24 protein-coding genes are annotated in these 22,590 nt (G+C 63.4%); 13 read left to right on the plus strand and 11 right to left on the minus strand.

The features are described 5' to 3' along the window. Nucleotides 1–7 precede the first annotated feature (7 nt). The 7 genes from EJ077_RS06100 to EJ077_RS06130 form a co-directional block, all read right to left on the minus strand. Nucleotides 8–331: a flagellar hook-basal body complex protein FliE gene (locus EJ077_RS06100; protein ID WP_208700452.1), complete on the minus strand. Its 324-nt coding sequence runs from the start codon at nt 329–331 to the stop codon at nt 8–10. After that, nucleotides 328–744 carry a flagellar basal body rod protein FlgC gene (gene flgC, locus EJ077_RS06105; RefSeq protein ID WP_127275715.1) on the minus strand — a complete coding sequence of 139 codons (417 nt, stop codon included), beginning with the start codon at nt 742–744 and terminating at the stop codon, nt 328–330. Before flgC ends, EJ077_RS06100 begins: the two co-directional genes overlap by 4 nt. 2 nt (nt 745–746) lie before the next feature. After that, nucleotides 747–1,127: a flagellar basal body rod protein FlgB gene (gene flgB, locus EJ077_RS06110; RefSeq protein WP_127275714.1), complete on the minus strand. Its 381-nt coding sequence runs from the start codon at nt 1,125–1,127 to the stop codon at nt 747–749. A gap of 154 nt (nt 1,128–1,281) precedes the next feature. Beyond that, complete coding sequence (locus EJ077_RS06115; RefSeq protein WP_208700454.1) at nt 1,282–2,115, minus strand: hypothetical protein; 834 nt, start codon at nt 2,113–2,115, stop codon at nt 1,282–1,284. Further along, on the minus strand, nt 2,096–3,496 hold the full coding sequence (gene fliI, locus EJ077_RS06120; RefSeq protein ID WP_208700456.1) for a flagellar protein export ATPase FliI: 1,401 nt from the start codon (nt 3,494–3,496) through the stop codon (nt 2,096–2,098). The genes EJ077_RS06115 and fliI overlap by 20 nt, the downstream gene beginning before the upstream one ends. 1 nt (nt 3,497) lies before the next feature. Beyond that, a complete protein-coding gene (flgF, locus tag EJ077_RS06125; protein ID WP_208700458.1) occupies nt 3,498–4,223 on the minus strand; it encodes a flagellar basal-body rod protein FlgF in 726 nt (241 codons plus the stop codon). A 2-nt stretch (nt 4,224–4,225) separates the two neighbouring features. Further along, the gene (locus EJ077_RS06130) at nt 4,226–5,347 is read right to left on the minus strand and encodes a DUF1217 domain-containing protein (RefSeq protein WP_208700460.1); all 1,122 of its coding nucleotides are present in this window, start codon (nt 5,345–5,347) and stop codon (nt 4,226–4,228) included. Between the two features lie 157 nt (nt 5,348–5,504). On the opposite strand from EJ077_RS06130, the gene motA reads away from it, so the two are divergent. From motA to EJ077_RS06160, 6 genes are read left to right on the plus strand one after another with little or no spacing between them, the layout of a single operon-like run. Continuing rightward, nucleotides 5,505–6,380 (plus strand): flagellar motor stator protein MotA, encoded by an 876-nt coding sequence (gene motA, locus EJ077_RS06135; protein WP_015315920.1) that lies wholly within the window; start codon nt 5,505–5,507, stop codon nt 6,378–6,380. A 32-nt stretch (nt 6,381–6,412) separates the two neighbouring features. Continuing rightward, nucleotides 6,413–7,360, plus strand: a complete 948-nt coding sequence (locus EJ077_RS06140) for a FliM/FliN family flagellar motor switch protein (protein WP_208702918.1) — start codon at nt 6,413–6,415, stop codon at nt 7,358–7,360. Nucleotides 7,361–7,377: 17 nt separating this feature from the next. Continuing rightward, nucleotides 7,378–7,764: a flagellar motor switch protein FliN gene (fliN, locus tag EJ077_RS06145; RefSeq protein ID WP_127275709.1), complete on the plus strand. Its 387-nt coding sequence runs from the start codon at nt 7,378–7,380 to the stop codon at nt 7,762–7,764. A 43-nt stretch (nt 7,765–7,807) separates the two neighbouring features. After that, nucleotides 7,808–8,821 (plus strand): flagellar motor switch protein FliG, encoded by a 1,014-nt coding sequence (locus EJ077_RS06150; protein ID WP_208700462.1) that lies wholly within the window; start codon nt 7,808–7,810, stop codon nt 8,819–8,821. A gap of 3 nt (nt 8,822–8,824) precedes the next feature. After that, nucleotides 8,825–9,997 carry a flagellar biosynthesis protein FlhB gene (gene flhB, locus EJ077_RS06155; RefSeq protein WP_208700465.1) on the plus strand — a complete coding sequence of 391 codons (1,173 nt, stop codon included), beginning with the start codon at nt 8,825–8,827 and terminating at the stop codon, nt 9,995–9,997. Further along, nucleotides 9,903–10,337, plus strand: a complete 435-nt coding sequence (locus tag EJ077_RS06160; RefSeq protein WP_127275706.1) for a hypothetical protein — start codon at nt 9,903–9,905, stop codon at nt 10,335–10,337. The genes flhB and EJ077_RS06160 overlap by 95 nt, the downstream gene beginning before the upstream one ends. On the opposite strand, the gene EJ077_RS06165 is transcribed toward EJ077_RS06160, so the two are convergent. The 4 genes from EJ077_RS06165 to EJ077_RS06180 form a co-directional block, all read right to left on the minus strand. Next, nucleotides 10,327–11,097: a helix-turn-helix transcriptional regulator gene (locus EJ077_RS06165; RefSeq protein WP_208700467.1), complete on the minus strand. Its 771-nt coding sequence runs from the start codon at nt 11,095–11,097 to the stop codon at nt 10,327–10,329. The genes EJ077_RS06160 and EJ077_RS06165 overlap by 11 nt on opposite strands. After that, nucleotides 11,094–11,804, minus strand: a complete 711-nt coding sequence (locus EJ077_RS06170) for a helix-turn-helix transcriptional regulator (RefSeq protein WP_208700469.1) — start codon at nt 11,802–11,804, stop codon at nt 11,094–11,096. Before EJ077_RS06170 ends, EJ077_RS06165 begins: the two co-directional genes overlap by 4 nt. Before the next feature lie 470 nt (nt 11,805–12,274). Beyond that, entirely contained in the window at nt 12,275–13,306 is a 1,032-nt protein-coding gene (locus EJ077_RS06175; protein WP_208700471.1) for a histone deacetylase family protein, read from the minus strand. Between the two features lie 83 nt (nt 13,307–13,389). Then, nucleotides 13,390–14,043, minus strand: a complete 654-nt coding sequence (locus tag EJ077_RS06180) for a TetR/AcrR family transcriptional regulator (protein ID WP_208700473.1) — start codon at nt 14,041–14,043, stop codon at nt 13,390–13,392. A 258-nt stretch (nt 14,044–14,301) separates the two neighbouring features. Here EJ077_RS06180 and EJ077_RS06185 point away from each other — a divergent pair, with 258 nt between their 5' ends. From EJ077_RS06185 to EJ077_RS06215, 7 genes are all read left to right on the plus strand, one after another. Further along, a complete protein-coding gene (locus EJ077_RS06185; RefSeq protein WP_208700476.1) occupies nt 14,302–15,981 on the plus strand; it encodes an amidohydrolase in 1,680 nt (559 codons plus the stop codon). A 138-nt stretch (nt 15,982–16,119) separates the two neighbouring features. After that, entirely contained in the window at nt 16,120–17,214 is a 1,095-nt protein-coding gene (locus tag EJ077_RS06190) for an ABC transporter ATP-binding protein (protein WP_208700477.1), read from the plus strand. Next, entirely contained in the window at nt 17,214–18,134 is a 921-nt protein-coding gene (locus EJ077_RS06195) for an ABC transporter permease (RefSeq protein ID WP_208700479.1), read from the plus strand. Before EJ077_RS06190 ends, EJ077_RS06195 begins: the two co-directional genes overlap by 1 nt. Beyond that, nucleotides 18,127–18,927 carry an ABC transporter permease gene (locus EJ077_RS06200; protein ID WP_127275698.1) on the plus strand — a complete coding sequence of 267 codons (801 nt, stop codon included), beginning with the start codon at nt 18,127–18,129 and terminating at the stop codon, nt 18,925–18,927. The genes EJ077_RS06195 and EJ077_RS06200 overlap by 8 nt, the downstream gene beginning before the upstream one ends. Nucleotides 18,928–18,950: 23 nt before the next feature. Further along, nucleotides 18,951–19,985, plus strand: a complete 1,035-nt coding sequence (locus EJ077_RS06205) for an extracellular solute-binding protein (RefSeq protein ID WP_208700481.1) — start codon at nt 18,951–18,953, stop codon at nt 19,983–19,985. Between the two features lie 67 nt (nt 19,986–20,052). Continuing rightward, entirely contained in the window at nt 20,053–21,249 is a 1,197-nt protein-coding gene (locus EJ077_RS06210; protein WP_208700483.1) for a serine hydrolase domain-containing protein, read from the plus strand. A 33-nt stretch (nt 21,250–21,282) separates the two neighbouring features. After that, nucleotides 21,283–22,464 (plus strand): serine hydrolase domain-containing protein, encoded by a 1,182-nt coding sequence (locus EJ077_RS06215; RefSeq protein ID WP_208700485.1) that lies wholly within the window; start codon nt 21,283–21,285, stop codon nt 22,462–22,464. Nucleotides 22,465–22,590: the final 126 nt, after the last annotated feature.

A 22,590-nucleotide genomic window follows, 5' to 3' on the forward strand; every position in this document is an offset into this window, starting at 1 on the left:
CTGCTCCTCAGATGCCCATACGACTGACTTCGAGATAGGCCGAAACGACCTTGTCGCGGATGGCGACGGCGGTCTGCAGCGCCTGCTGGGCGCTCATCACGGCATCGACCACCTGGCGGGTGTCGGCGTCGCCCTTGAGCGCCTGCATCGACACCTGCTCGGCATTCTGCATGGTGCTGACGGTCTTGGAGGCTGCCTGGCTCACCGCTTCGGCAAAGGAGGTGCCGAGGTTTCCCGATGCCGCCGGCGCAACGCCACCCTGCAGCAGGTCGGTGGCCGTGTCGCCCAGCCCAGGCTTCAGGTTAGGCGCGCCGATGCCGTTGACGATCATTGGTTCCTCATCAGGTCGATGGTCATTGAAATGAGGTCGCGCGCCTGCTTCACGACTTGCAGGTTGGCCTCGTAGGAGCGGTTGGCCTCGGTCATGTCGGCCATTTCGATCAGCACGTTGACATTGGGCATCTTGACGTAGCCCTTGTCGTCGGCGGCCTCGTTGCCGGGCTGGAATTCGACGGGAAAGTCGCTCGGGTCGCGGTCGATCGAGTTCACCTCAACGGTCGAGCTGCCGGAGGCCCGGTCGAGTTCGGAGACGAAGCTGATGGTCTTGCGGCGATAAGGGTCGGCGCCCGGCGTGGTTCCTGTCGACTGGGCGTTGGCGAGGTTTTCCGAAACCACGCGCAAGCGCTCGGATTGGGCGCCGAGGCCTGATGCTGCGACTTTGAGGGCTGCGGTCAGCGCGTCCATGGTCAGCTCTTCACCGCCATCATCATCATTGAATGGAATGCCTTGACGATGGCCGTGTTGAGCTCGAAGGAGCGGCGCACCTCGCCGGCCTTGAGAAGCTGGTCCTCAAGCACGACCGTGTTCTTGGACGGCAAGATCACGCCGTCGTCTTCCTGCGGCTTGATGGCGAAGCCGGCATTGGTGGCAGCGCTGCCGAGATGGCCGGGCTCGGTGATCTCAAGCGACACCGCGGTACGGTCGAGCACCTTCTCGAACGGCTCGACATCGTTTGCCGTGTAGCCCGGCGTGTTGGCATTGGCGATGTTGCCGGCCACCGCCGACTGACGCACGGACAGCCACTGCGCTTGCTTGGCGGCGAGATCGAAAAGGGAAACAGGCTCCATGGGAATCTCCGGGCATGTGCCCAAAGACTAGGCCGCCAGTCTTGCGCGGACCTTGCGGACGGTCGCTAGAGCAGGATGCCGAAAAGCATGAAGCGGTTTTCGGTCGACATCTCTTTTTGAATTGGATCCGGCTCTGGGCAAAGCCGAGACGGCCTTACCTGGAAAGCTCGATCACCTGGTTGGCGCTGGTGAGCATGACCCATTTTCCGTTGCGCTGTTCGATCGCCGAGACCTTGCTGGAATCCGGCAGCGTCGAACCGCGCTGGACCACCCACAGGCCGGTGTCGTCCTCGATCATGGCACGGCCGTTGGCGACATGGACCATGCGGAACTTCGCGATATCGGCGGGGAAGGGCTGGTCGCCGGGCGGCTCCGTTTTGGCATCGTCCTGCACCGCGCCGGTGGCGAGCAGGTCGACACCTGCGTTGGGAACGTCCTTGGCGGTCAGCGGTGCGCTGCGTGCCGCGACCACGCCGCCGCCCGCGCGTCCCGAATTGGTGCCGGTGCCGCCGAACTTGATCGCCTGCACACCGAACTGGTCCTGGTTGAAGAAAATGTACCAGGGAAACAGGGCGCAGATCAGGCCGAGCGTGATGCCGAGCGCGGCGATGACGGCGTCGCTGCGACGGTCCGCCTTCTTTCTCATTTTTGGGAATTGCGCCTTTGGCGGTTGCGGCCATTCGGCGACCGGAAAAAGGTCTTCGATCAGCGATTCGCGGCTGGCCTGCGTCATCTCCGGAGCATCGGCGCCGGGAGCCACATGCGTTGAGGAAAGGGCGGTCCGGCCCACAACAGGTTCGGATCTGGGGAGAGCTGGTTTGACGGCCCTGGCCAGAACAGCCGCGGTCCTGGCAGCAATGGCGCCGGCGGCGTTTGCCTTGGCGACCCTGGCCTCCTCCGCGCGAGCCTGCTCCGCGGCGTTCGCCTCGGCGATCATCTCGTTCAGGAGGCGCTCGGTGTACTGGCGTTCAGTCTCCTGGTTCGGCATTCTGCTTTCCCTTGAGATGGCGGGCAAGGTCGGAGAACGGATCGGCGGACGGACGGTCCCTGGGGGATTGCGTCAGCGCCTCATAGATCAGGGGCACCTGGCGCACCGCCATGTCGAGTTCGGCGTCGACGCCGCCCTGATAGGCGCCGAGCAGGCGGATGTCGCGCGTGTCCTCGAAGCGGGAGATCATCGACTTCAGCCGCGTCACCAGGGCTCGCTGATCGATGCTCCAGGCCTTGCCTGCCAGCCGCGATATGGACGACAGCGGATTGACGGGCGGATAGCGGCCCTGTTCGGCGATCGCGCGGTCGAGCACGACATGGCCGTCGAGAATGCCGCGCACGGAATCAGCGACCGGATCGTTGTGGTCGTCGCCGTCGACGAGCACGGAAATGATGGCGGTTATAGAGCCTTTACCTTCGGCCCCCGGGCCGGCGCGCTCGAGCAGCTTGGGCAGTTCGGTGAAAACCGAGGCGGGATAGCCGCGCGCGACCGGCGGCTCGCCGGTTCCCGTCGCCACCTCGCGCAGCGCGTGAGCGAAGCGGGTGATGGAATCCAGCACCAGAAGCACACGGTGGCCCTGGTCGCGAAAATGCTCGGCCACACGCATGGCGGTGTCGGGCGCGCGCCGACGCATCATGGCGCTCTCGTCGCTGGTGGCGACGACGGCTACGGTCTTGGCCATGCTGTCGCCGATCGTGTCCTCGAGGAATTCGCGGACCTCGCGGCCACGTTCCCCGATCAGCGCCACGACGACGGTGTCGAACGCGTCGGCGCCGGCGAGCATGGCAAGCAGCGTCGACTTGCCGACGCCGGAGCCGGCGAAAACGCCCATGCGCTGGCCGAAGCAGAGCGGCGTGAAAATGTCGATGACCTTGACGCCGGTCATGAAGGCTGTGCCGACACGCTGCCGCGCCATGGCGCCGGGCGTCGCGGCTATCGCCGACAGGTCGTCGCCCCGCATCAAAGGCGGACCACCATCGATCGCCCGAGTGAGTGCGTCGATGGCGCGGCCGCGCCACGAGGCATGCGGCGCCACCGCGAGCGGACCCCTGCGGAACACGGCATCGCCGATGCCAGCGTCGGCACTGCGTTCGAAGGGGGCGATCACAACCTCGTCACGGCTGATCTTGACGATCTCGCCGCGACGCGCGCCGGCCTGGCCGCGCTGCTCGACAATGTCGCCTAGCCGGGTGAAATCGGAAAGGCCGCGCACCTTGTAATGCGTGGGCGTGACTTCGGTGACGAGGCCGCCGCGCTTGACCAGCCCGTCGCTATCGCCGAAGCGCCTGACAACCCGCTCCAAAGCGGCAAGCCGATCTTCCGGCGCCGGCTGGAGCTGTCTTTCGGGTGCGCGGATGGATGGCTGCTCTGACGACATGCTACGATTTCGAGCCGAGCGTCTTTATCGCCTCATCGGTCGAGGAATCGGTCTGCCGCATGAGCGCGGCGGTGTTCTCGAAGGCGCGCTGGACCATGATCAGCCGGGTCATTTCCAGCACCGGATTGACGTTGGATTCCTCGATGAAACCTTGCGCTATGCCGACATCGGAACGGTCGGTGACCGGTTCGGGCGTGCGTGCGGGCACAATGCCGGAATTGCCGTAGCGCACGAAATTCTGGCCCGGGTCGAAATTGTAGAGGCCGATCGAGCCGACGAGCTGTTCGTTCTGGCGCAGCGAGCCGTCGGCGCCCGCCTTGGGCGGGCCGTTGCGGGGATCGAGCTGGATCGGCGCGCCGCCGGCGTCGAGCACCGGGTGGCCTTCCACCGACATCAGCTCGCCATTCTCGTTCATGGAGAAGCGGCCGTCGCGGGTCATGACGGTGCCGGCCGGCGTGTCGATGGCGAACCAGGCGTCGCCCTGGATGGCGAAATCGAACGGGTTGCCGGTTTCCGTCATGGCACCGTGAGCCCCCGACATATAGGTCTTGCCCGAGGAAGCGAACGATACCGACTTCTGCCCTGCACCCGACACCACGTCCTCGAATTTCACGCCGGTGGCGCGAAAGCCGACGGTGCTGGCGTTGGCGACATTGTCGGCGATCGTATCGAGCCGCCGCTCGAGAGCCATCTGCGCGGAGAGGGCGACGTAAAGACTGTCTCGCATGGTCAGAACTTCAGTTTCTGCATGGCCATCATCAGGTCGGTGGAGATGCCCGACGTGACCGGTTTGGCGAAGAGCACGCTGATCGATGTCACGGCCGTCGAGGTCGGATTGTTGATCTCGTACATGCTGGTGAAGCGGGTCAGGAACTTGTTCAGTTTCACGGGATCCGTGAAATCCGAGATGTCGAGCTTCTGCTCGAACAGTTGCGCCTGCTTGTCGATGTCGGCGGTGGCAAAGGAATCAGGCAGCCCCAGCGCGGTGCGCACCACGCTGGCCAGCGCGGTGTCGGCCAGCACGTCGTACCAGCTGGTGATGTCGGGCGCTTTACGGTTGAAATAGAGCGCCAGCCGCACGCCCTCATTGGTCTGGCCGGCATCCTCTTCCAGCGTCTGGCGCATGTATTTGTCGACGGTCGGCTGCTGCGCCGGATTGATGGTGGTGGCATTCTCGCCGTACTGTTCGAAGTTGAGGGCCGTGGCCAGTCCCGCGTAAGCCGGGTTCGTCTGCTTGTTGGCGGCACTGTCGGGGTCGCGCACGCCACCCAGCAGGACCTGCTTGATAAGGTCCTTGTTCTCCGTCGCCGAATCGAGGCCGTACGCCGCCAGCGCGTAGGTGTAGACCCGGCTGTTCGACATCAGATCGTCGACCGACTTCACCTTGGTGATGTTGGCGAGATAGTAAGTCGTCTCGCCCTTCACATAGGCGGAATTCGGATCGAGGCCGGCGATTTGCGCCTGCGTGGCGTAGTTCTTCGCCACCAGCTGCTGCGCCTTGTTGTAGATGGTCGCATCGGCACCGTTGGCGGCGAAGTTGAAGGCGGTGACGAATGCGGCGTAGCGCTTGTCGGTGAGCTTGTTGGCAAAACTGTTGGGGTTGGAAACGCCTTCCTTGAGCGCCTTGACCATGAACGCCTTGGCGTAGTCCATGTCCCCCAGCCCGTAGGCCTTCATGGCATATTTGAACAAGCGGTCGTTGTTGACGAAATCGTCGATCGATTTCACCTTGGTGATGTTGGCGAGATAATATTTGGTATCGCGATCGACCGTCGGCTGTTGCTCGATACGATCGATCGACTTGTTGATGTCTTTGGTGATCAACTGGTAGCTGGTATAGGTACTGAGCAAGGACGCGCCTCCGGCCGAAGCTATGCCAACACAATAAGCGCACTTCCTTGCGCGAAACTGAATCGCCAACATTCGGCCCCATGGCGGCTCCGATTCAAGCCTCACACAAGGCACGGGGGCTATCCCTTGTCCGACGTGAAATGCGGAAGGACTGGTCGTGGGCATTCTGATTGGACTTGTGGTGACGCTCGGCTGCGTCCTTGGCGGCTTCATGGCCATGGGCGGGCATCTGCACGTGCTGGTGCAGCCATGGGAAGCCGTGGTCATCTGCGGCGCCGCACTTGGCACCTTCCTGGTCGCCAATCCGATGAAGACGGTCAAGGATACCGGCAAGGGCATTCTCGAAGCTTTCAAGCAGGCTGTGCCGAAGGAGCAGGACTATCTGGAAACGCTCGGCGTGCTGCACAGCCTGATGCGCGAGCTGCGCTCCAAGTCGCGCAGCGAGGTCGAGGCGCATATCGACAATCCGGAGGAGTCGGCGATCTTCCAGGCCTTTCCGACCGTGCTCAAGAATCACGACCTGATGAATTTCATCTGCGACTACTGCCGCATCATCATCATCGGCAATGCCCGCTCGCACGAGATCGAGGCGCTGATGGACGAGGAAATCCAGACCATCAAGTCCGACAAGATGAAGGCCTATCACGCGCTGGTCGCGGTGGGCGACGGCCTGCCGGCGCTCGGCATCGTCGCCGCCGTGCTCGGCGTGGTCAAGGCGATGGGGGCGCTCGACCAGTCGCCGGAAATCCTCGGCGGCCTGATCGGCGCAGCCCTGGTCGGCACCTTTCTCGGCATCTTCCTGTCCTATGCGGTGGTCGGGCCTGTCGCCACCAAGATCAAGACGGTGCGCGAGAAGAAGAACCGCCTGTACATCATCGTCAAGCAGACGCTGCTCGCCTACATGAACGGCGCGCTGCCGCAGGTGGCGATCGAGTTCGGCCGCAAGACGATCTCCTCCTATGAGCGGCCGACCATCGACGCCGTCGAGCAGAGCACGATGAACACCGGCAGCGCCGAGAAGAAGGCCGCTTGAGCGATGCGCGACAGACCGGTGCCAAAACTGTCATGACGAGTCCGGGCAGCCCCTCGCAACCGCGTTCGCTGATCATCGAGCGCCTGGTCGGCGACAGCGGCGAGGCCGACCAGGTCATCGACGCCGGACGCGCCATGGCCGAACGGGCCGTACCGCTGCTGCAGAAGGCGCTCTCTAGCGAGCTTGGCGCTCCCGTGAGCGTCGACCTCAGGACCGTGGAGATCAGCCGTGTCCCCGAGGCGCGTTCGCGCGCCGGCGAGACCTTCGCCATGACCGTTGTCGGCTCACCGGCATCCTCCGATGCGATGACCCTCGTCATCGACGCTGCCGCGATCGCGATCATCGTCTCGACGCTGTTCGGCGGCGACCCGGACATGCCGGTGTCGCCGATCGAGCGCGAGCTGTCGCAGATCGAGGGCGATGTCTCGACCATGGTGTTCCAGGAGGTTGCGCAGGCGCTGAACGGATCGGGGCGGCGCTCGCTCGAACTGCGGCTGCCCGCGCCGCGCGCCATGTCGGGCATCGAGGCCAGGCGGCACGTGTTGCGCGACGGCGCCGCGATCCGCATCGTCCTCGGCATCTCGACGCCGGTCGACAGCGGCTCGATCACGGTGATGATGCCGCAGCGCATCGTGCTGGCCGGCCGCGACGGTACGGCCAGCGTCAGCGAGGACGATCACGGCACCAGCTGGCGGGCCCGCTTTTCGGAAGAGGTGATGCGCTCGACCGTGGCGCTCGAAGCCACCATGCCGCTGACGCGGCTGACGCTTGGGGACCTCGCCAATCTCGAAGTGGGCCAGGTCATCGACTTCGACGAAACTGCGCAATCACGGGCTCGCCTCGGCGCGCGCGGCCAAACGCTGTTCGTATGCGAGTTCGGCAAACTGGGGCAGAATTACACCGTCCGAATCAGGCATCCTTTCGATGCCGGGCAGGATTTCATCGATGGGCTCATGCCGGCCGGTGCCGGGCGCGCCTGAGCTTTTGGAGACGACGCATGGCCAAGACCAAGGTAGAACCTGAGCTCGACCAGCCGGACGAGCAGCTCGATCGCGCCATCGAGGAATTGCGCGGGGTCCTGCACGAAGAAGAGCAGCGCCCCGAGATGGCGGCAAGGGCCGCGGCGTCGGCCAATTCAAGCGTCATCATGAACATCCCCGTCGATGTCCAGATCATCCTCGGCAGCACCGAGATGGCGGTTGCCGATCTGATGGCGCTACAGAAGGGGTCGACGGTCGCGCTCAACCGCCGCATCGGCGAACCGGTCGATGTCGTGGTGAACGGCCGCAAGATAGCGCGCGGCGAGATCACCGTGCTCGAAAGCGACCCTTCGCGCTTCGGCATCAGGCTGACCGAAATCATCGCCGGCACGAAGGGCGCCTAGACATGGCTGGCGGGGCTTGCCGATGGCAGCGGAGGCGAAAGGCATGACAACGCCGCTGACGACCCTGACACGCGCACAGAAGGCCGCCGCCATACTGGTGGCGATGGGCAAACCGTCCGCCAGCCGCCTGTTGAAATTCTTCAAGCAAGAAGAGCTGAAGGCGCTGATCGAGGGCGCCCGGCTGCTCAGGACCATTCCACAGAGCGATCTCGAGCGCATCGTCGCCGAATTCGAAGCCGAGTTCACCGAGGGCGCGGGCCTGCTCGATTCCGCCGACAGGATGGACACCATCCTCAACGAGTCGCTCTCGCCCGAAGAGATGAGCGCCATCATGGGCAACAAGAAGCCGGAGGTCGCACCCGAGGGGCCGCCGCCGATCTGGCCCGATCTCGAAAAGCTCGAACCCGCGCGGCTCGGCGCTTTCCTCGCGGGCGAACATCCGCAGACGGCGGCCATGGTGCTGTCGAAGCTGGCGCCGCAGGCGGCGGCGAGCGTGCTTTTGACGCTGACGAAGCCGATGCGCGGCGAAATCATCAAGCGCATGGTGACGATGGCCAATGTTCCGGCCGCCGCCACCAGGATCGTCGAGAACAGGCTGCGTGCCAGCGTGCTGTCGGACACCTCGACCAAGGACACTTCGGCCGGGCAGGCGCGCGTCGCCAGCGTGCTCAACGAGCTGGAAAAGCCTCTGCTCGACGAGGTCATGCAGGATCTCGAAGCCGCCGGCACGCCCGACCTCGACGGTGTTCGGGCCCGGCTGTTCGCTTTCGACGACCTGCCGCTGCTCACCCAGAAGGCACGCGTGCTTTTGTTCGACGGGCTGTCGACCGAGCTTGTCACGCTGGCGCTGCGCGGTACGTCGGCGGCACTGGCCGAAGCGGTGCTGTCGGCGATCGGCGCCCGCTCCCGGCGCATGATCGAGGCCGAACTCGGGCAAGGGTCGGAGGGTGTCCCCGCCGCCGACATCATGGCGGCACGCAAGACGATCGTGACGACCACCATCCGGCTGTCGCGCGAAGGCGCATTCGAACTTCCCTCGACGCAGAACGCCGCCTAAGGCATGTCCGACGCCGTCGACAAGGATTCGAAAACCGAAGAGGCGACGGAAAAGAAGATCCGCGACACCATCGAACAGGGCAAGTTGCCCCATTCGAGGGAAACCGCGATCCTGGCCTCCTTTGTCGCCATACTGGTGTTCACCGTCTTCTATGCCAAGGATGCCATCGTCGAGCTCGGCATGTTCTTGTCGATGTTTCTCGAGAAGCCCGAGGCCTGGCCGATGGACACCGAGACCGATGTCATCGAGCTCTACAAGATCGTCATGCTGGAAGTGGGCCGCGCCGTGCTCAGCCTGCTGGTGCTGCTGACCGTTGCCGGCATCGGCGCCTCGGTGCTGCAGAACATCCCGCAATTCGTCGGCGAGCGGATCAGGCCGCAGATGTCACGCATTTCGATCGTCAAGGGCTGGAACCGGATGTTCGGTGCCCAGGGCTGGGTCGAATTCCTGAAGTCCCTTGCAAAAGTCGGTTTTGCCATCGCCGTGCTCGCCTTCACGCTCTCGGAGGATCACCGCAAGCTGCTTGCCGGGATGATCACCAATCCGGTCGCTTTCGGTCTCGTCATCCGCGGCATCGCCGTCGACATACTGGTGGCGATCGTCTTCGTCATGGGACTGATCGCGGCGGTCGACATCGTCTGGTCGCGCTTCCACTGGAGGCAGGACCTGCGCATGAGCAAGCAGGAGGTCAAGGACGAGTTCAAGCAGTCAGAGGGCGACCCGATCGTCAAGTCGCGGCTGCGGTCATTGGCCCGCGATCGCGCGCGCAAGCGGATGATGACGGCGGTGCCGCGCGCGACGCTTGTTATCGCCAACCCGACCCACTTCTCGATCGCGCTGAAATATGTGCGCGACGAGGATTCGGCGCCGCTCGTGGTGGCGAAGGGGCAGGACCTCGTGGCGCTGAAAATTCGTGAAATCGCCAAGGAACATAACATCCCGATCTTCGAGGACGTGGCGCTCGCCCGCTCCATGTACAAGCAAGTTTCGGTCGATAATGTGATCCCGTCGCAATTCTACCAGGCCGTCGCCGAACTGGTGCGGATCGTCTACTCGAAAAGGCTGAGCGCAGACAGATTTCATGAACCGCCAACCGCACGCAAAATCCCGCGAGATCATCGTCGCCAGCGCCATCGAACAGGTGGTGGTGGAACTGAGGCTGATCGACGTCGCTGACTATATCGCCTTCATCCGGCTGGAGCATTTCGCCTGCCTGTCGGATCTGGTCGATTCAGCGGCGGAGCTGTTCTTCATGCCGGGTACGCTGAGGCTCGGCCATGGCGGCGAGGCGCATGTCGACTGGAGCGGCAGCCCGCGCATCGTGCTCGACCTGGAGCTCAGACCACCCGGCGTGACCGTCTATTTCCAGCTGACGCTGAGCGAGACCGGCAACACGGTCGTGGTCAATTACGTGTCGTTTGAAAAACCGGGCGAAGACCCCCAGCATAATACGGCACTGCTGGAGGCGGTGATTGAACAGGCCCGCATCCGCAAGGTTGAAGCGCTTACTCGATAAGCCCCAGCCGCAGCGCCTTGGCGACCGCCTGGTTGCGGTTGACGGCGTTGAGCTTCTGGGTCGACTGGGTGAGGTACTGGTTGGCGGTATGCACCGACAGTTTCAGCAGCCGCGCGATCTCCTCGCTGGTGTTGCCGTTGGCGGTCAGCTTCAGGCATTCGAGCTCGCGCTTGGAGATCGAGCGCATTCTGCCGGCATCGCCCGGCCGCATGCGCGCGACGGCGGAAAACAGCGAGAAGCAGCGAGCGTGGATTTCGTAGAGCGCATCCTGCGGCAGCGCGATCTCCGATCCCAGGAAGACGACGAGGCCGCATTGGCCGCGATCGGCGTGGACGGGAAAGGCAATGCCGCTCGATCCGGGGGCCAGCGGCGCTATCTGTCCGGTCCAGGCGAGATTGCCGAACATGTCGGCCATGGCCGACACGCCATCATCAGTCCACCAGCGCGGCTCGGTCGAAATCCGGCTATGGCGCACGATGTCCTCGCCGTTGGCGCCCGAAATGAACTTCGTCGCCACCGCGATGCCGGGATAATCGGAATCGAAGCACGGGACCAGCCGCGCGCGCTCGGGCGACGGGCTGACGAAGAACAGGCCGAAGGCCGAGGCGTTGATGTCGACTGATATCCAGCGGCAGCGGCGCACCGCATCGGGAATGGTGACGGCGTGATGCGTTTCGGAGCCCAGCGAGAAGGCGCCGAAAGGGCTGCGCTGCTCGTTGAAAAGGGCTTCCGCGGCGTCCTTGATGTCGGCGTGTTTCAAATGATGCCACTCCTGATCGCCGTGGCGATGGCCATCGCACGGTTGCTGGCAGCGAATTTCTGGATGGCGTGGGTGATGTAGCTGTTGACGGTGTTGGAGGAGACGCCAAGGATGACCGCCACCTCGTCGGTGGTCTTGCCTTCCGAAACCCAGAACAGGCATTCGCGCTCGCGGTCCGACAGCGGATCCTGCATGGCGGCTGCGGCGATCAACTGCGGAATATGCGAGAGTGCGTAGCAGCATTTCAGCTGCGCCCTCATCAGCGCGGGTTGGTCGATCCGGCCGGCGGCGGCCGCCGAGAACAAGGCGAACAGGCGCTGACGGCCGACATTCAGCCGCAGCGAATAGATCTCGGCATGGCCGAGCACGTCGAGGAGCCGGGCCTCTTCGCCCGAGACCAGCCCGTCGGCATCAGGCGCCTGGGCCGCCACCAGCGATGTCGGACGGATACCGGGTGCCGCGGTGAGCGGTCCCTGGGCAAGGCCGGCGATCAGCCGCTTGCCGATCAGCTCGATGGCGTCGAAGATCCAGTTCGAGGAGACGATACGCGCATCGTTGCGGTCTTGGTCATGGACGATGGCGACCAGCATGTAGCTGTCGGCGCCGATCTCGGCGGTCAGCTCCATGAAGAAGCTGGTGAGATCACCGCGCGACGTCAGGCGCGAGCCTAATGTGTCGGATTGAAGAGGCGCGGCGGGACTGCTCATCTGCTGCTTTTGGCCGGAATCGGTTCTGATGTCCGGTTGCTGGAGAGCCAGCCGCCGAACTCGAAAACGCGTTACTTTTACGAGACACACACGAGGCGCGGGGCCGCGCCCAACCAGACGGAATCCATTCAGGGAACGCGAAGACGTCCGCGTCTGGCGCCGGAAAAGTCCGGAACGTGAGACTTTGGGTGGTCGCCGCGCCCCCCGAGGACCGGCTGATTCGGGTCTAATCTACCCGCAGATGAATCCGACATCAAACGCGATTTGACAAAATCGAATCCGGGGACTCGATGCGCGACTCAGGGGCCGATTTCCGTGCCTTTCCATGGGCGGGAACATCGAGCCGCGCAGACCGGCCATGGCGTTTGCGATGGCCTCATGGGGTGCCGGTGGATGCAAAAAAGGGCGGCTGACGCCACCCTTCCTTTGTCCGACTTCCGCGCAGACGGCCGCGTTGCCTGGACGACGATCTACCGATCCTCGAAGCCGGTCAGCACGCCGACGGCATTGATGCCGATCTCCTCGACGGCATAGCCGCCCTCCTGGACGAATAGCGTCGGCAGGCCGAGCTTGGCGATGCGCTGGCCGATCTTGGGGTAGTCGGGGCTCTTCAGCTTGAACTGGCTGATCGGGTCCTTCTCGAACGTGTCGACGCCGAGCGAGACCACAACGATATCGGGCGCGTAGGCGGCTAGCTTGGCGCAGGCGTCTTCCAGTGAGGCGTTCCAGGCGTCCCAGCCGGTGCCGAACGGCATGGGGTAGTTGATGTTGAAGCCTTCCCCGGTGCCCGCGCCACGCTCGTCGGCATGGCCGAGGAAGAATGGGTACTCGACCATCGGATCGCCATGCAGGTTGATCACCTGCACGTCGGCGCGATCATAGAAGATCTCCTGCGTGCCGTTGCCGTGGTGATAATCAACGTCGAGGATCGAGACGCGTTTGGCGCCCTGGTCGCGGAACCATTGCGCGGCGACCGCCGCGTTGTTGATGTAGCAATAGCCGCCCATGAAGCCGGCGCCGGCGTGGTGGCCGGGCGGGCGGCAGAGCGCGAAGGCCGACCTCTCGCCGCCCTTGACCAAGGCTGCCGCGGTCAGCGCCACGTCATAGGAGGATTTGATCGCGGCCCAGGTGCCCTCGACGAAGGTGGCGCCGCCGTCGAAGGAATAATAGCCGAGCAGGGCGTCGATGCGCTTGGGTGGCACGTCGCCACGCAGGCCGCGCGTCGGCCAGGTGAAGGGCATCGCCGTCCCGGTGTGGCCCTCGGCGATCCATTGCGGCCAGACGGTCGGCAGGAATTCGATGTAGTCGGCCCTGTGGACGCGCTTGGCGGCGGCAAGGTCGTGCTCGACCGGCGCGATGATCGGTCCGAGCTTTTCGCTCTCCACGCGCGCCTTGATGAACTCGGCACGCGAGGGCTTTTCAAAGCCGGGCACGATGGCTGAGGTAACCAGTTCCATCTGGCCGGCATGGCCGGCGTGAAGCGGCGAATAGACAGTCTTCATGAAATTCCTCTCGATGTGCGAAACTAAGGCAATTCCAGGAAAAGTGTGAAGCGGTTTTCCGTCCGGAATTGCGTTGAAACCGGTCAGCCAAGATTGAGATAGGGGGTTACCAAAGCGAGCCACATGGTTTCGACATCGTCCTCGATGAGGTCGAATGTCCTGCGGTCCTTCTTCAGCCCGACGAGCCGGCAGGCATGCCCGACCTCCATCATCACGACGCCGAGCCGGCTGGCGATCTTGCCTTCGAGCGCCGGGTTCACATGCTGCAACCATGCGGCATAGAGGGCGATGATCTGGTCGTCATATTCGTTCTGGATCGGACGCAGGTCGGCATTGCCCGAAATGGCTTCGATCACCGGCATCAGCGTGGCGTTTTCAAGATAGAGCTTCGACGTGTCGATGAAGAGCTTGCGCACTTCGCGCCGAAACTCTTCGCGGTTGGTCGGCGGAGCGACCTTGATGCGCCGCGCGATCACCTCGGGAAAGGATGACAGCCAGCGCCGGGCGAGGTCCAGAAGAATGGCTTCCTTGTTGGGAAAGTACTGGTAGACCGAACCGACCGACAGGCCGGCGCGCTGCGCGATGGCGAGCGTCGTCGGCGTCTTGGTTCCTTGCTCCCGCGTCAGGATCAGCGCGGCGTCGAGAATCCTGTCGACCACCTTGCTGGACCGTTGTTGCCGCGGCTGCTTGCGCGGTTCAAGCGCTATCCTGGTTTTGCGGTCGAGACTGCGCTTCACGGATTGATGCCCTCGTTCCCCGCCTGGTCCCAACACAGGCGGAGCATGCTGTCCACAATACATTCTAAATCCGGCATGTTGACAAACGCGAATAATCAGTCGCATTCTTTTATCCACACTGTCTCTCGGGATAACAAGGGGAATCTCGAAGACAGCGCGCCGGCATCATTCGTTGTCCTATAGCCCGCTCCGTGGTGTGGCGGGCGTTGGACGCGAGCTTTGCCGGTCTAAGTCAGTCGTCAAAAGCGCGGAGTCGCGATGTCGGTTACGGGTACGGGTCATAGTGCGGATCTGATTGTCGTCAACGGTCGTGTGCTGACCATGGACAATGACAATCCCGCCGCCGAAGCCGTTGCCGTCAAGGACGGCGCCATCATCGCCATCGGCAGCAGCGCCTCCATCCAAGAGTTCAAGGGACCGGCTACCAAGGTCATCAATGCGCTTGGCGGATCAGTCCTGCCCGGCTTCATCGAAGCCCACATGCATCTGTTTTCGGGCGCCGCCGAACTCGCCCATCTGCAACTGGCCGGCGTGCATGGGTTCGAGGCGCTGCAGAAGGCGATCCGCGACTATGCAGCAACGCACCCCGACGCGCGGATGCTGGTTGGGCAGAGCGTCGACTACACCGTGCTCGGCGACGAGCGGGTGACGCGCCACCATCTCGACGCGATCCTGCCCGACCGGCCTTTCGTCATGGCCGCCCCCGACCACCATACGATGTGGGCCAACACCAAGGCGCTTGAACTGGCCGGCATCCTCAATGGGCGCACGCTTGGTCCCGGCAATGAGATCGTTATGGGCGACGATGGCTTGGCAGCGGGCGAATTGCGCGAGGGCGAGGCCTTCGGCCCGGTTCTCGACCTTGCCGGCGAAGGCCGCGTGCGGCTGGGCCTGGCGACCGGCGGCGAGCCCGACCCGACGCCGTCGGCCGCCGAACGCGCCGCCGACCGCGACATCATGCGGCGCGGGCTTGCCTGGTGCGCGCGCCACGGCATCACCTCGATCCAGAACATGGACGGCAACCTCTACCAACTCGAACTGCTGGCCGAGATCGAGGCCGAGGAAGGCCTGCCATGCCGCGTGCAGATGCCTTTCCACTACAAGAATTTCATGACGCTCGACATGCTCGACAAGGCGTCCGTCATGGCCGAACGCTACGACAGCGAGTGGCTGTCATCGGGCATGGTCAAGGTGTTCTACGACGGAGTGCTCGATTCCTGGACGGCTGTCATGATCGAGCCTTATGCCGATCGGCCCGACTGGGTCGGCGAGCCATTGTTCACGCCGCAGCAGTTCATCGATCTGGCTGTCGCCATCGACAGGCGCGGGCTGCAGATCGCGGTGCATTCGATCGGGGACGGCGCGGTGCGTGCCGTGCTCGACGGCTACGAGGCGGCGCAGAAAGCCAATGGCAAGCGTGACAGCCGGCATCGCGTCGAACATATCGAGGTCACCAGCACCGCGGACGTGCCGCGTTTTGCCGAACTCGGCGTCATCGCTTCCATGCAGCCGCCGCATCCGCCCGGCGCCATGGATTTCCCGCTGGAGCCGACCGTATCGCGCATCGGGCCGGCCCGCTGGCCGCTCAGCTACGCCTGGCGGACGTTGAAGGATGCCGGCGCCCATGTCGTGTTCGCGTCGGACTGGCCGGTATCGCCGATCGATCCGATCCTGGGCATCAAGGCGGCAGTGCTGCGCAAACCGTGGGCAGAAAACGATCCCGACCAGAGCTTCTCGCTGCATGAATCGATCGCCGCCTACACGGTCGAGGGCGCCTACGCGGAATTCGCCGAGCATCGCAAGGGCATGCTGAAATCAGGCTACATGGCGGACCTGGTGGTGCTGTCGGCCGATATCGAGAAGACGGCGCCGGCCGATCTGCACAAGCTGCGGCCGGTGACGACGATCTGCGGCGGCAAAGTCACCTATCGGGCCTGATAAGGCATGAGGCTTGCTGTCTAATGACTGACTGAACTGTGATTCAATGCCGGGCTTGCCAACCTACCGGCCATGTGGTCACATCCAACAGGGGACAAACTCCGCCAGCAAGAGCGGGGTCAACAGTGAGGCGTAATCGTGCCGGACAAACCGGATCGGAATGCGATTGAAGTAGTAAACGTCAGCAAAATTTTCGGATCGGGTGAAGGGCAGGTCGCTGCCCTCGACAAGGTCTCGGTGTCCATCCGCGAAAACGAGTTCTTCACGCTGCTGGGACCGTCCGGCTGCGGCAAGACCACCTTGCTGCGACTGATCGCCGGCTTCGACTTTCCAACCGCCGGCGAGATCCTGCTCTACGGCCAGGACATCGCGCCATTGCCGCCCTTCAAGCGGCCGGTCAACACCGTCTTCCAGTCCTACGCGCTGTTCCCGCACATGACGGTCGCCGACAATATCGGCTTTGGCCTGGAAATGCTGGGCAAGCCGAGGGCCGAGATCAAGGCGCGCGTCGCCGAGATGTTGAAGCTGGTCAAGATGGAAGCGCTGGCCGGTCGTCGCACCGGCCAGATTTCCGGCGGCCAGCAGCAGCGCGTGGCGCTGGCCCGGGCGCTGGCCCCGCAGCCGAAGGTGCTGTTGCTCGACGAACCCCTCTCGGCGCTCGACTACAAGCTGCGCAAGGAGATGCAGATCGAGCTGAAGCGGCTTCAGCACGAGACCGGCATTACCTTCATCTTCGTCACCCACGACCAGGAAGAAGCGTTGACCATGTCGGACCGCATCGCGGTGATGTCGTCGGGCAAGATCCTGCAGGTCGGCTCGCCCTGGGACATCTACGACAAGCCGGCGGAACGCTTCGTGGCCGACTTCATCGGCGAAACCAATTTCCTCACCGCCGCCATCTCGGGCGTCGGCAATGGCAAGGCGCGCGCGACGCTCAAATCCGGTACCACCATCGAGGCAACGGTTGCCGAAGGCTTTCAGCCGAAGGACAACGCAACCGTGGTGGTGAGGCCCGAGCATGCCAAGCTGACCAAGGACAAGGGCGACCTGCCGGGCACGGTCGAGAACATCGTCTATTTCGGCACCGATACGCACATCCATGTCCATCTCGACAGCGGCGAGGCCTTCACCGTGCGCCAGCAGAACACGCGCAGCGCCGGCTGCGGTTTCGAGCGCGGCGACAAGGTCGGCATCATCATCGGCAACGACGCCGCGCAAGTGCTGAGGGACTGATGGCCACCGCGGAAGAAGTCGCCAAGGCAGCGGAACGGCGCGATGTCCGTGACCGCTGGCTTTTGTCAGCGCCGGCGCTGCTGGTCATTCTGTTTGCCGCGACCGGCCCGCTGCTGATCGTGCTGGTCTATTCGTTCCTGACCCCCGGCGCCTATGGCGATGTGAAATGGCTATTCTCGGGCGATGCCTGGACGTCGGTATTCCTGGAACGCGATATTTTCGACGACACGCTGTCGCTCGCGGCGGCGCATGTCACCATCTTCTGGCGCTCGATCAAGCTTGCGGTGGTGACGACGCTCGCCACCTTGGCACTCGGTTTCCCGACCGCCTATTTCATGGCCACGCGTAGTGAGAAAACACGCGATCTCTGGCTGTTCCTGATCACCATCCCGTTCTGGACCAATCTCCTGATCCGCACCTTCGCCGTGCTGCAGATTATCCGCAACGAAGGCATCATCAACACGATCCTGCTCAAGCTCGGCATCGTCTCGGCGCCGGTCCAGATCCTGTACACCGACACGGCGATCCTCATAGGCATGGCCTATGTCTACCTGCCGCTGATGGTGCTGCCGATCTATGCCAGCATGGAGAAGCTCGACTTCCGGCTGGTCGAGGCGGGCTACGATCTCTACGCGACACGCTTCAAGGTTTTGCGCAAGATCATTTTCCCGCTGGTCAAACCCGGCGTCATTGCCGGCTCCATCCTGGTCTTCATTCCGGCGCTCGGCGCCTATGTGACGCCGAGCGTGCTCGGCGGCGGCAAGAACATGATGTTGTCCAACCTGATCGAGTTGCAGTTCGGGCAGGGCCGCAACTGGCCGCTCGGCTCGGCGCTGTCGATCACGGTGATGATTATCGTGATGGTGGCGCTGCTTGCCTATGTGCGCAATGCCGGTAAGTCAGGGGTGCGGCATGGCTAGCAACTTCTCCATCAAACACCAGCCGGGCTTCACCGCGATCGCGGCGACATGCTTCATCGTGCTCTACCTGCCGATTTTCGTGCTGGTGGTCTATGCCTTCAATGCGGCAAGCTCGACCTCGGAATGGGGCGGCTTTTCGCTGAAATGGTTCCAGTCGGCATACCAGAACACGCAAGTCATCGATGCGACGCTGCGCTCGTTCCAGATCGGCGCCATCGCGGCGGTGCTGTCGACCATCTTCGCCACCATGGCCGCGCTCGCCACCACGCGCACGGCGTCCTATCCCGGTCTCACCTTCAAATACGCGGCGATCAACCAGCCGCTGATGGTGCCCGAGATCGTCACCGGCGTGGCGCTGCTGATCTTCTTCTCGCGCATCAAGATCTTCACCGGCTATTCCGGCATCGGCTATCTGGTCGCCGCGCATACGGCGTTCTGCATTCCCTTTGCCTATTTGCCGATCCGGGCGCGGCTGGAGAACATGGACCTGACGCTGGAACGCGCCGCGGCAGATCTCTACGCCACGCCGTGGAAGACCTTCCGCCGCATCACGCTGCCGCTTTTGTGGCCCGGTATCCTGGCCGGGCTGATGCTGGCCTTCGTCATCTCGCTTGACGACGTCGTCATCACAGAATTCGTCAAATCGGGCGGCCAGGACACGCTGCCCACCTACATGCTCGGCCAGATCCGCCGCGGCATCACACCCGAGATCAACGCGATATCGACCGCCTTCCTGCTGCTTTCGGTCGCGATCGTCACGTTGTTTTTCTTCGTCAGCAGGAAACGAGACTGAAACCGATAATGGGAGTTAGAACGATGAACTGGAAAACCACAGCGACCGCCATGGGGCTGGCGCTGCTCGCTTCGACGGGCCTCGCCCGCGCCGATGGCGTGCTCAACATCTACAATTGGGGCAACTACACCAGCCCCGACGTGATCAAGAAGTTCGAAGCCAAATACAACGTCAAGGTGACGATCACCGATTATGATTCCAACGATACGGCGCTGGCCAAGGTTCGCCAGGGCGGCACCGGCTTCGACATAGCGGTGCCCTCGCAGACCTACGTGCCGATCTGGATCAAGGAAGGCCTCGTCCAGGAGACCGACCCGGGCCAGATGGAGAACGCCAAGAACATCGCGCCGGAATGGGCCAATCCCGACTTCGATCCCGGCCGTAAATACACTGTTCCGTGGGCCTGGGGCACGATCGGTGTCGTCGTCAATACCGACGCCTACAAAGGCCCGGCCAACACCTGGGGCATCGTCTTCAACACGCCCGACGAGTTGAAGGGCAAGGTCAACGTCGTGCCGGAGATGGGCGACGTGATGTTTGCCGCGATCAAGTATGTCGGCGGCCAGCAGTGCACCAACGACAAGGCGGTGCTGAAGAAGGTGCGTGATCTCCTGGTGGCGGCCAAGCCGAACTGGATCGCCATGGAATACAACACCATCGAGAAGATGGGCGCCGGCGACTTCAAGGCAACCAGCGACTGGAATGGCTCGGCGCTGCGCCAGCGCCTGGCCAACCCGGCCATCCACTTCAACTATCCGAAGGAAGGCTATGGCCTGTGGAGCGACAACGTCGTCGTGCTCAAGGAAGCCAAGAACGTCGAGAACGCCAAGCTGTTCCAGAACTTCATCATGGATCCGGAAAACGCGGCGGGCCTGTCGGCCTTCCACCGTTACGCCAATGCCATCACCGGTTCGGACAAGTATATGCCGGCCGACATGAAGGACGCTCCGGAAGTCGTCATTCCCGCCGACGCCAAGCCGCTTGGTGAACTGCAGCAGATGTGCGCGCCAGAGACGCAGGAACTCTACACCAAGATCTGGACGGAACTGCAGAAGTAATCACAGAACCCCAAGAGGCCCGGTGGCATATGCCGCCGGGCCTTTTCTTTTCCGGGAATTGCCTTTCATGGACTCCTATCGCAACAGCGATGCGCGGCCGCCGATCATGCAGGGCTCGCCGCCGGCCATGGTGCCGCCAAGGCTCGACTGGGACAGGCCGCCCTGGAACCGCTGGGCTTTCCAGCACATCAGGGAAATTCTGCCGACCGCCGAAGTCTGGCGCGGCACTGGTCACCGCCACCGTCTCGAACGCGCCGAGGTCGATCTCGACAGGTTGGCGGTCGAGGACAGCGAGGGCAGGCCTTCGACGCTCGCCGGCTTGCTCGACGAGACCTATACGGACGGCTTCCTGGTGCTCAAGCACGGCAGGATAGCCTATGAGCGCTATTTCAACGGCATGGACGAGCGCACGCTGCATCTGTCGCAGTCGATGGCCAAGTCGGTCACCGGCTCGGTGTTCGGCATACTGGCCGGACGCGGCCTGATCGATCCGGCCAGGCCGGTCACCGATTATTTGCCGGAGCTTGGCGCCACGGGCTGGGCCGGCGCCAGCGTCCAGCATGTGCTGGATATGACCACCGGCGTGCGGTTCTCCGAGGAATATACCGACCGCTATTCAAACATCGGTCAGGTCGATGTCGCCACCGGCTGGAAGCCGGTGCCACCGGGCAGCGATCCGGATTTCCGCTGGCCCTCACACATGTTCGAGCTGATCCTGGGCTTGAAAGAGACCGTGCGCCCGCACGGCGCTCAGTTCGAATACCGCTCGATCGAGACGGATGTGCTCGCCTTCATCATGGAGCGGGTGACCGGCAAGCGGCTGGCGCAACTGGTTTCCGAGGAACTCTGGCAAAAGCTCGGCGCCGACGAAAGCGCCTGCTTCACCGTCGACAGCGCCGGCTACGCGCTGGCCGATGGCGGCTTCAACGCGACGCTGCGCGACTACGCGCGCTTTGGCCAGCTGATCCTCGACAATGGCGGCGGCATCGTGCCAGCCGACTGGATCGAGGCAACGCGCACGGGCAAGCATGGTCCGGATTTCTCGGCCAGCCTGCCCGATGGCAGCTACCGCAACCAGTTCTGGATCGAGAATTCCAGGTCGCGGGCACTGATGTGCCGGGGAGTGTTCGGGCAGTTGATCCACATCGACTGGAACACAGGAATGGTGGTGGTGAAGCTGTCGACCTACCCGGATTTCAGCAACATGGCCTATTCCGCGGCAACGCTGAAGGCCGTGCACGCCATCGCCGCGGCGCTCGCCTGAACCTCAAGAAAGAAAAGACTGGGAGGAAACGCCATGACCGGCAAGACCGCGTTCGAGACCCGCTACGGCTTCCGCCGCAACGAGGTGCTGCTCGGCAACTGGCGCGAGAACCCGTTCAACCGGTGGTCATTCCAGAATCTCGGCGAACTGGTGCCGACGGCACGCGTGGCTGCATCACCGGGCGTCGTCGAAGCTCCTGTGCGGGATTTGGGCGGCTTGCTCGGGGAAAAGGTTTCGGTTGCCGGTGCGCCAGAGACGGTGTCCGAATTCCTCTTGCGCTCCAGCACCGACGCGCTGACGGTGATGAAAGGCGGCAAGGTCATAGGTGACTGGTTCGCCCCGCATATGGATTTCGGTGCCCGCCACATCATCTTCTCGGTCAGCAAATCGGTGACCGCCATCATCGCCGGCATACTGGAAGGCGAGGGGGTGTTCGATCCCAAGGCGCCGGTGACGCACTATATCCCCGAAGCCGCCGGTTCGGCTTATGGCGATGCGAGCGCACGGCATGTGCTCGACATGAGCGTCAGCCTCGATTTCGAGGAGGCCTATCTCGATCCGGAAAGCGCCTTCGCCCGCTATCGCCGCGCCACGCTGTGGAATCCCGGCGGCGGCACCGAAAGCCTGCGCGAATTCATCCTGACCCTGCAGCGGCTTGCCGAGCCGCATGGCCAGACCTTCCGCTACCGCTCACCCAATTCCGACCTGCTCGGCCTGCTGCTGGAGCGGCCGTCGGGACAGCGCTTCCCCGATCTGATGCGTGAGAAGCTGTGGCTGCCGCTCGGCGCCGTCAGCGAAGCCTCGATCGGCGTCGACATGGAAGGCACGGCACGCACCGCCGGCGGCATTTCGGTGACGCCGCGTGACCTGGCGCGCATTGGCGAGATGATGCGGCAAGGCGGCACGGCCAATGGCCGCCGCATCGTGCCCGAAGCCTGGGTGCGCGACACCACGGTCACCGGGGGCAGCTCGGAAGCCTGGCAGCGCGGTGCCATGCTGCCGTTGTTCCCGAAGGGCCGCTACCGCAACAAATGGTATCAGACCGGCTTCGAAAATGGCGCTTATTGCGGCATCGGCATCCATGGCCAGTGGCTTTATGTCGATCCCAGGACCGAAGTGGTGATCGCCAAGATGTCGTCGCAGCCGGAGCCCGTCGACGATCCGCTGGATGTCGAGATCGTCGCGTTTTTCGAGGCGCTGAGCCGGATGGTCTAAGGTGTGCTGATATTCAGGTGATGCCGGCCTGACCTGAATCTCAACACACCTTGGGCCGTGCCTGAGCGCCCAATCGGCGCCCGCTTTCCTGTGGACCCGCAGGGCTGATGGATGCGCGGGTGGTTG

Source organism: Mesorhizobium sp. M8A.F.Ca.ET.057.01.1.1 (genome assembly GCF_003952565.1).
Lineage (GTDB): Bacteria > Pseudomonadota > Alphaproteobacteria > Rhizobiales > Rhizobiaceae > Mesorhizobium.

Excerpts from the sequence above, each read along its gene's own strand:
- EJ077_RS06100 (WP_208700452.1), bottom strand. The coding sequence starts at position 331 with ATGATCGTCAACGGCATCGGCGCGCCTAACCTGAAGCCTGGGCTGGGC.
- flgC (WP_127275715.1), bottom strand. The coding sequence starts at position 744 with ATGGACGCGCTGACCGCAGCCCTCAAAGTCGCAGCATCAGGCCTCGGC.
- flgB (WP_127275714.1), bottom strand. The coding sequence starts at position 1,127 with ATGGAGCCTGTTTCCCTTTTCGATCTCGCCGCCAAGCAAGCGCAGTGG.
- EJ077_RS06115 (WP_208700454.1), bottom strand. The coding sequence starts at position 2,115 with ATGCCGAACCAGGAGACTGAACGCCAGTACACCGAGCGCCTCCTGAAC.
- fliI (WP_208700456.1), bottom strand. The coding sequence starts at position 3,496 with ATGTCGTCAGAGCAGCCATCCATCCGCGCACCCGAAAGACAGCTCCAG.
- flgF (WP_208700458.1), bottom strand. The coding sequence starts at position 4,223 with ATGCGAGACAGTCTTTACGTCGCCCTCTCCGCGCAGATGGCTCTCGAG.
- EJ077_RS06140 (WP_208702918.1), top strand. The coding sequence starts at position 6,413 with ATGACGAGTCCGGGCAGCCCCTCGCAACCGCGTTCGCTGATCATCGAG.
- fliN (WP_127275709.1), top strand. The coding sequence starts at position 7,378 with ATGGCCAAGACCAAGGTAGAACCTGAGCTCGACCAGCCGGACGAGCAG.
- EJ077_RS06150 (WP_208700462.1), top strand. The coding sequence starts at position 7,808 with ATGACAACGCCGCTGACGACCCTGACACGCGCACAGAAGGCCGCCGCC.
- flhB (WP_208700465.1), top strand. The coding sequence starts at position 8,825 with ATGTCCGACGCCGTCGACAAGGATTCGAAAACCGAAGAGGCGACGGAA.
- EJ077_RS06160 (WP_127275706.1), top strand. The coding sequence starts at position 9,903 with ATGAACCGCCAACCGCACGCAAAATCCCGCGAGATCATCGTCGCCAGC.
- EJ077_RS06170 (WP_208700469.1), bottom strand. The coding sequence starts at position 11,804 with ATGAGCAGTCCCGCCGCGCCTCTTCAATCCGACACATTAGGCTCGCGC.
- EJ077_RS06175 (WP_208700471.1), bottom strand. The coding sequence starts at position 13,306 with ATGAAGACTGTCTATTCGCCGCTTCACGCCGGCCATGCCGGCCAGATG.
- EJ077_RS06185 (WP_208700476.1), top strand. The coding sequence starts at position 14,302 with ATGTCGGTTACGGGTACGGGTCATAGTGCGGATCTGATTGTCGTCAAC.
- EJ077_RS06195 (WP_208700479.1), top strand. The coding sequence starts at position 17,214 with ATGGCCACCGCGGAAGAAGTCGCCAAGGCAGCGGAACGGCGCGATGTC.
- EJ077_RS06200 (WP_127275698.1), top strand. The coding sequence starts at position 18,127 with ATGGCTAGCAACTTCTCCATCAAACACCAGCCGGGCTTCACCGCGATC.
- EJ077_RS06205 (WP_208700481.1), top strand. The coding sequence starts at position 18,951 with ATGAACTGGAAAACCACAGCGACCGCCATGGGGCTGGCGCTGCTCGCT.
- EJ077_RS06210 (WP_208700483.1), top strand. The coding sequence starts at position 20,053 with ATGGACTCCTATCGCAACAGCGATGCGCGGCCGCCGATCATGCAGGGC.
- EJ077_RS06215 (WP_208700485.1), top strand. The coding sequence starts at position 21,283 with ATGACCGGCAAGACCGCGTTCGAGACCCGCTACGGCTTCCGCCGCAAC.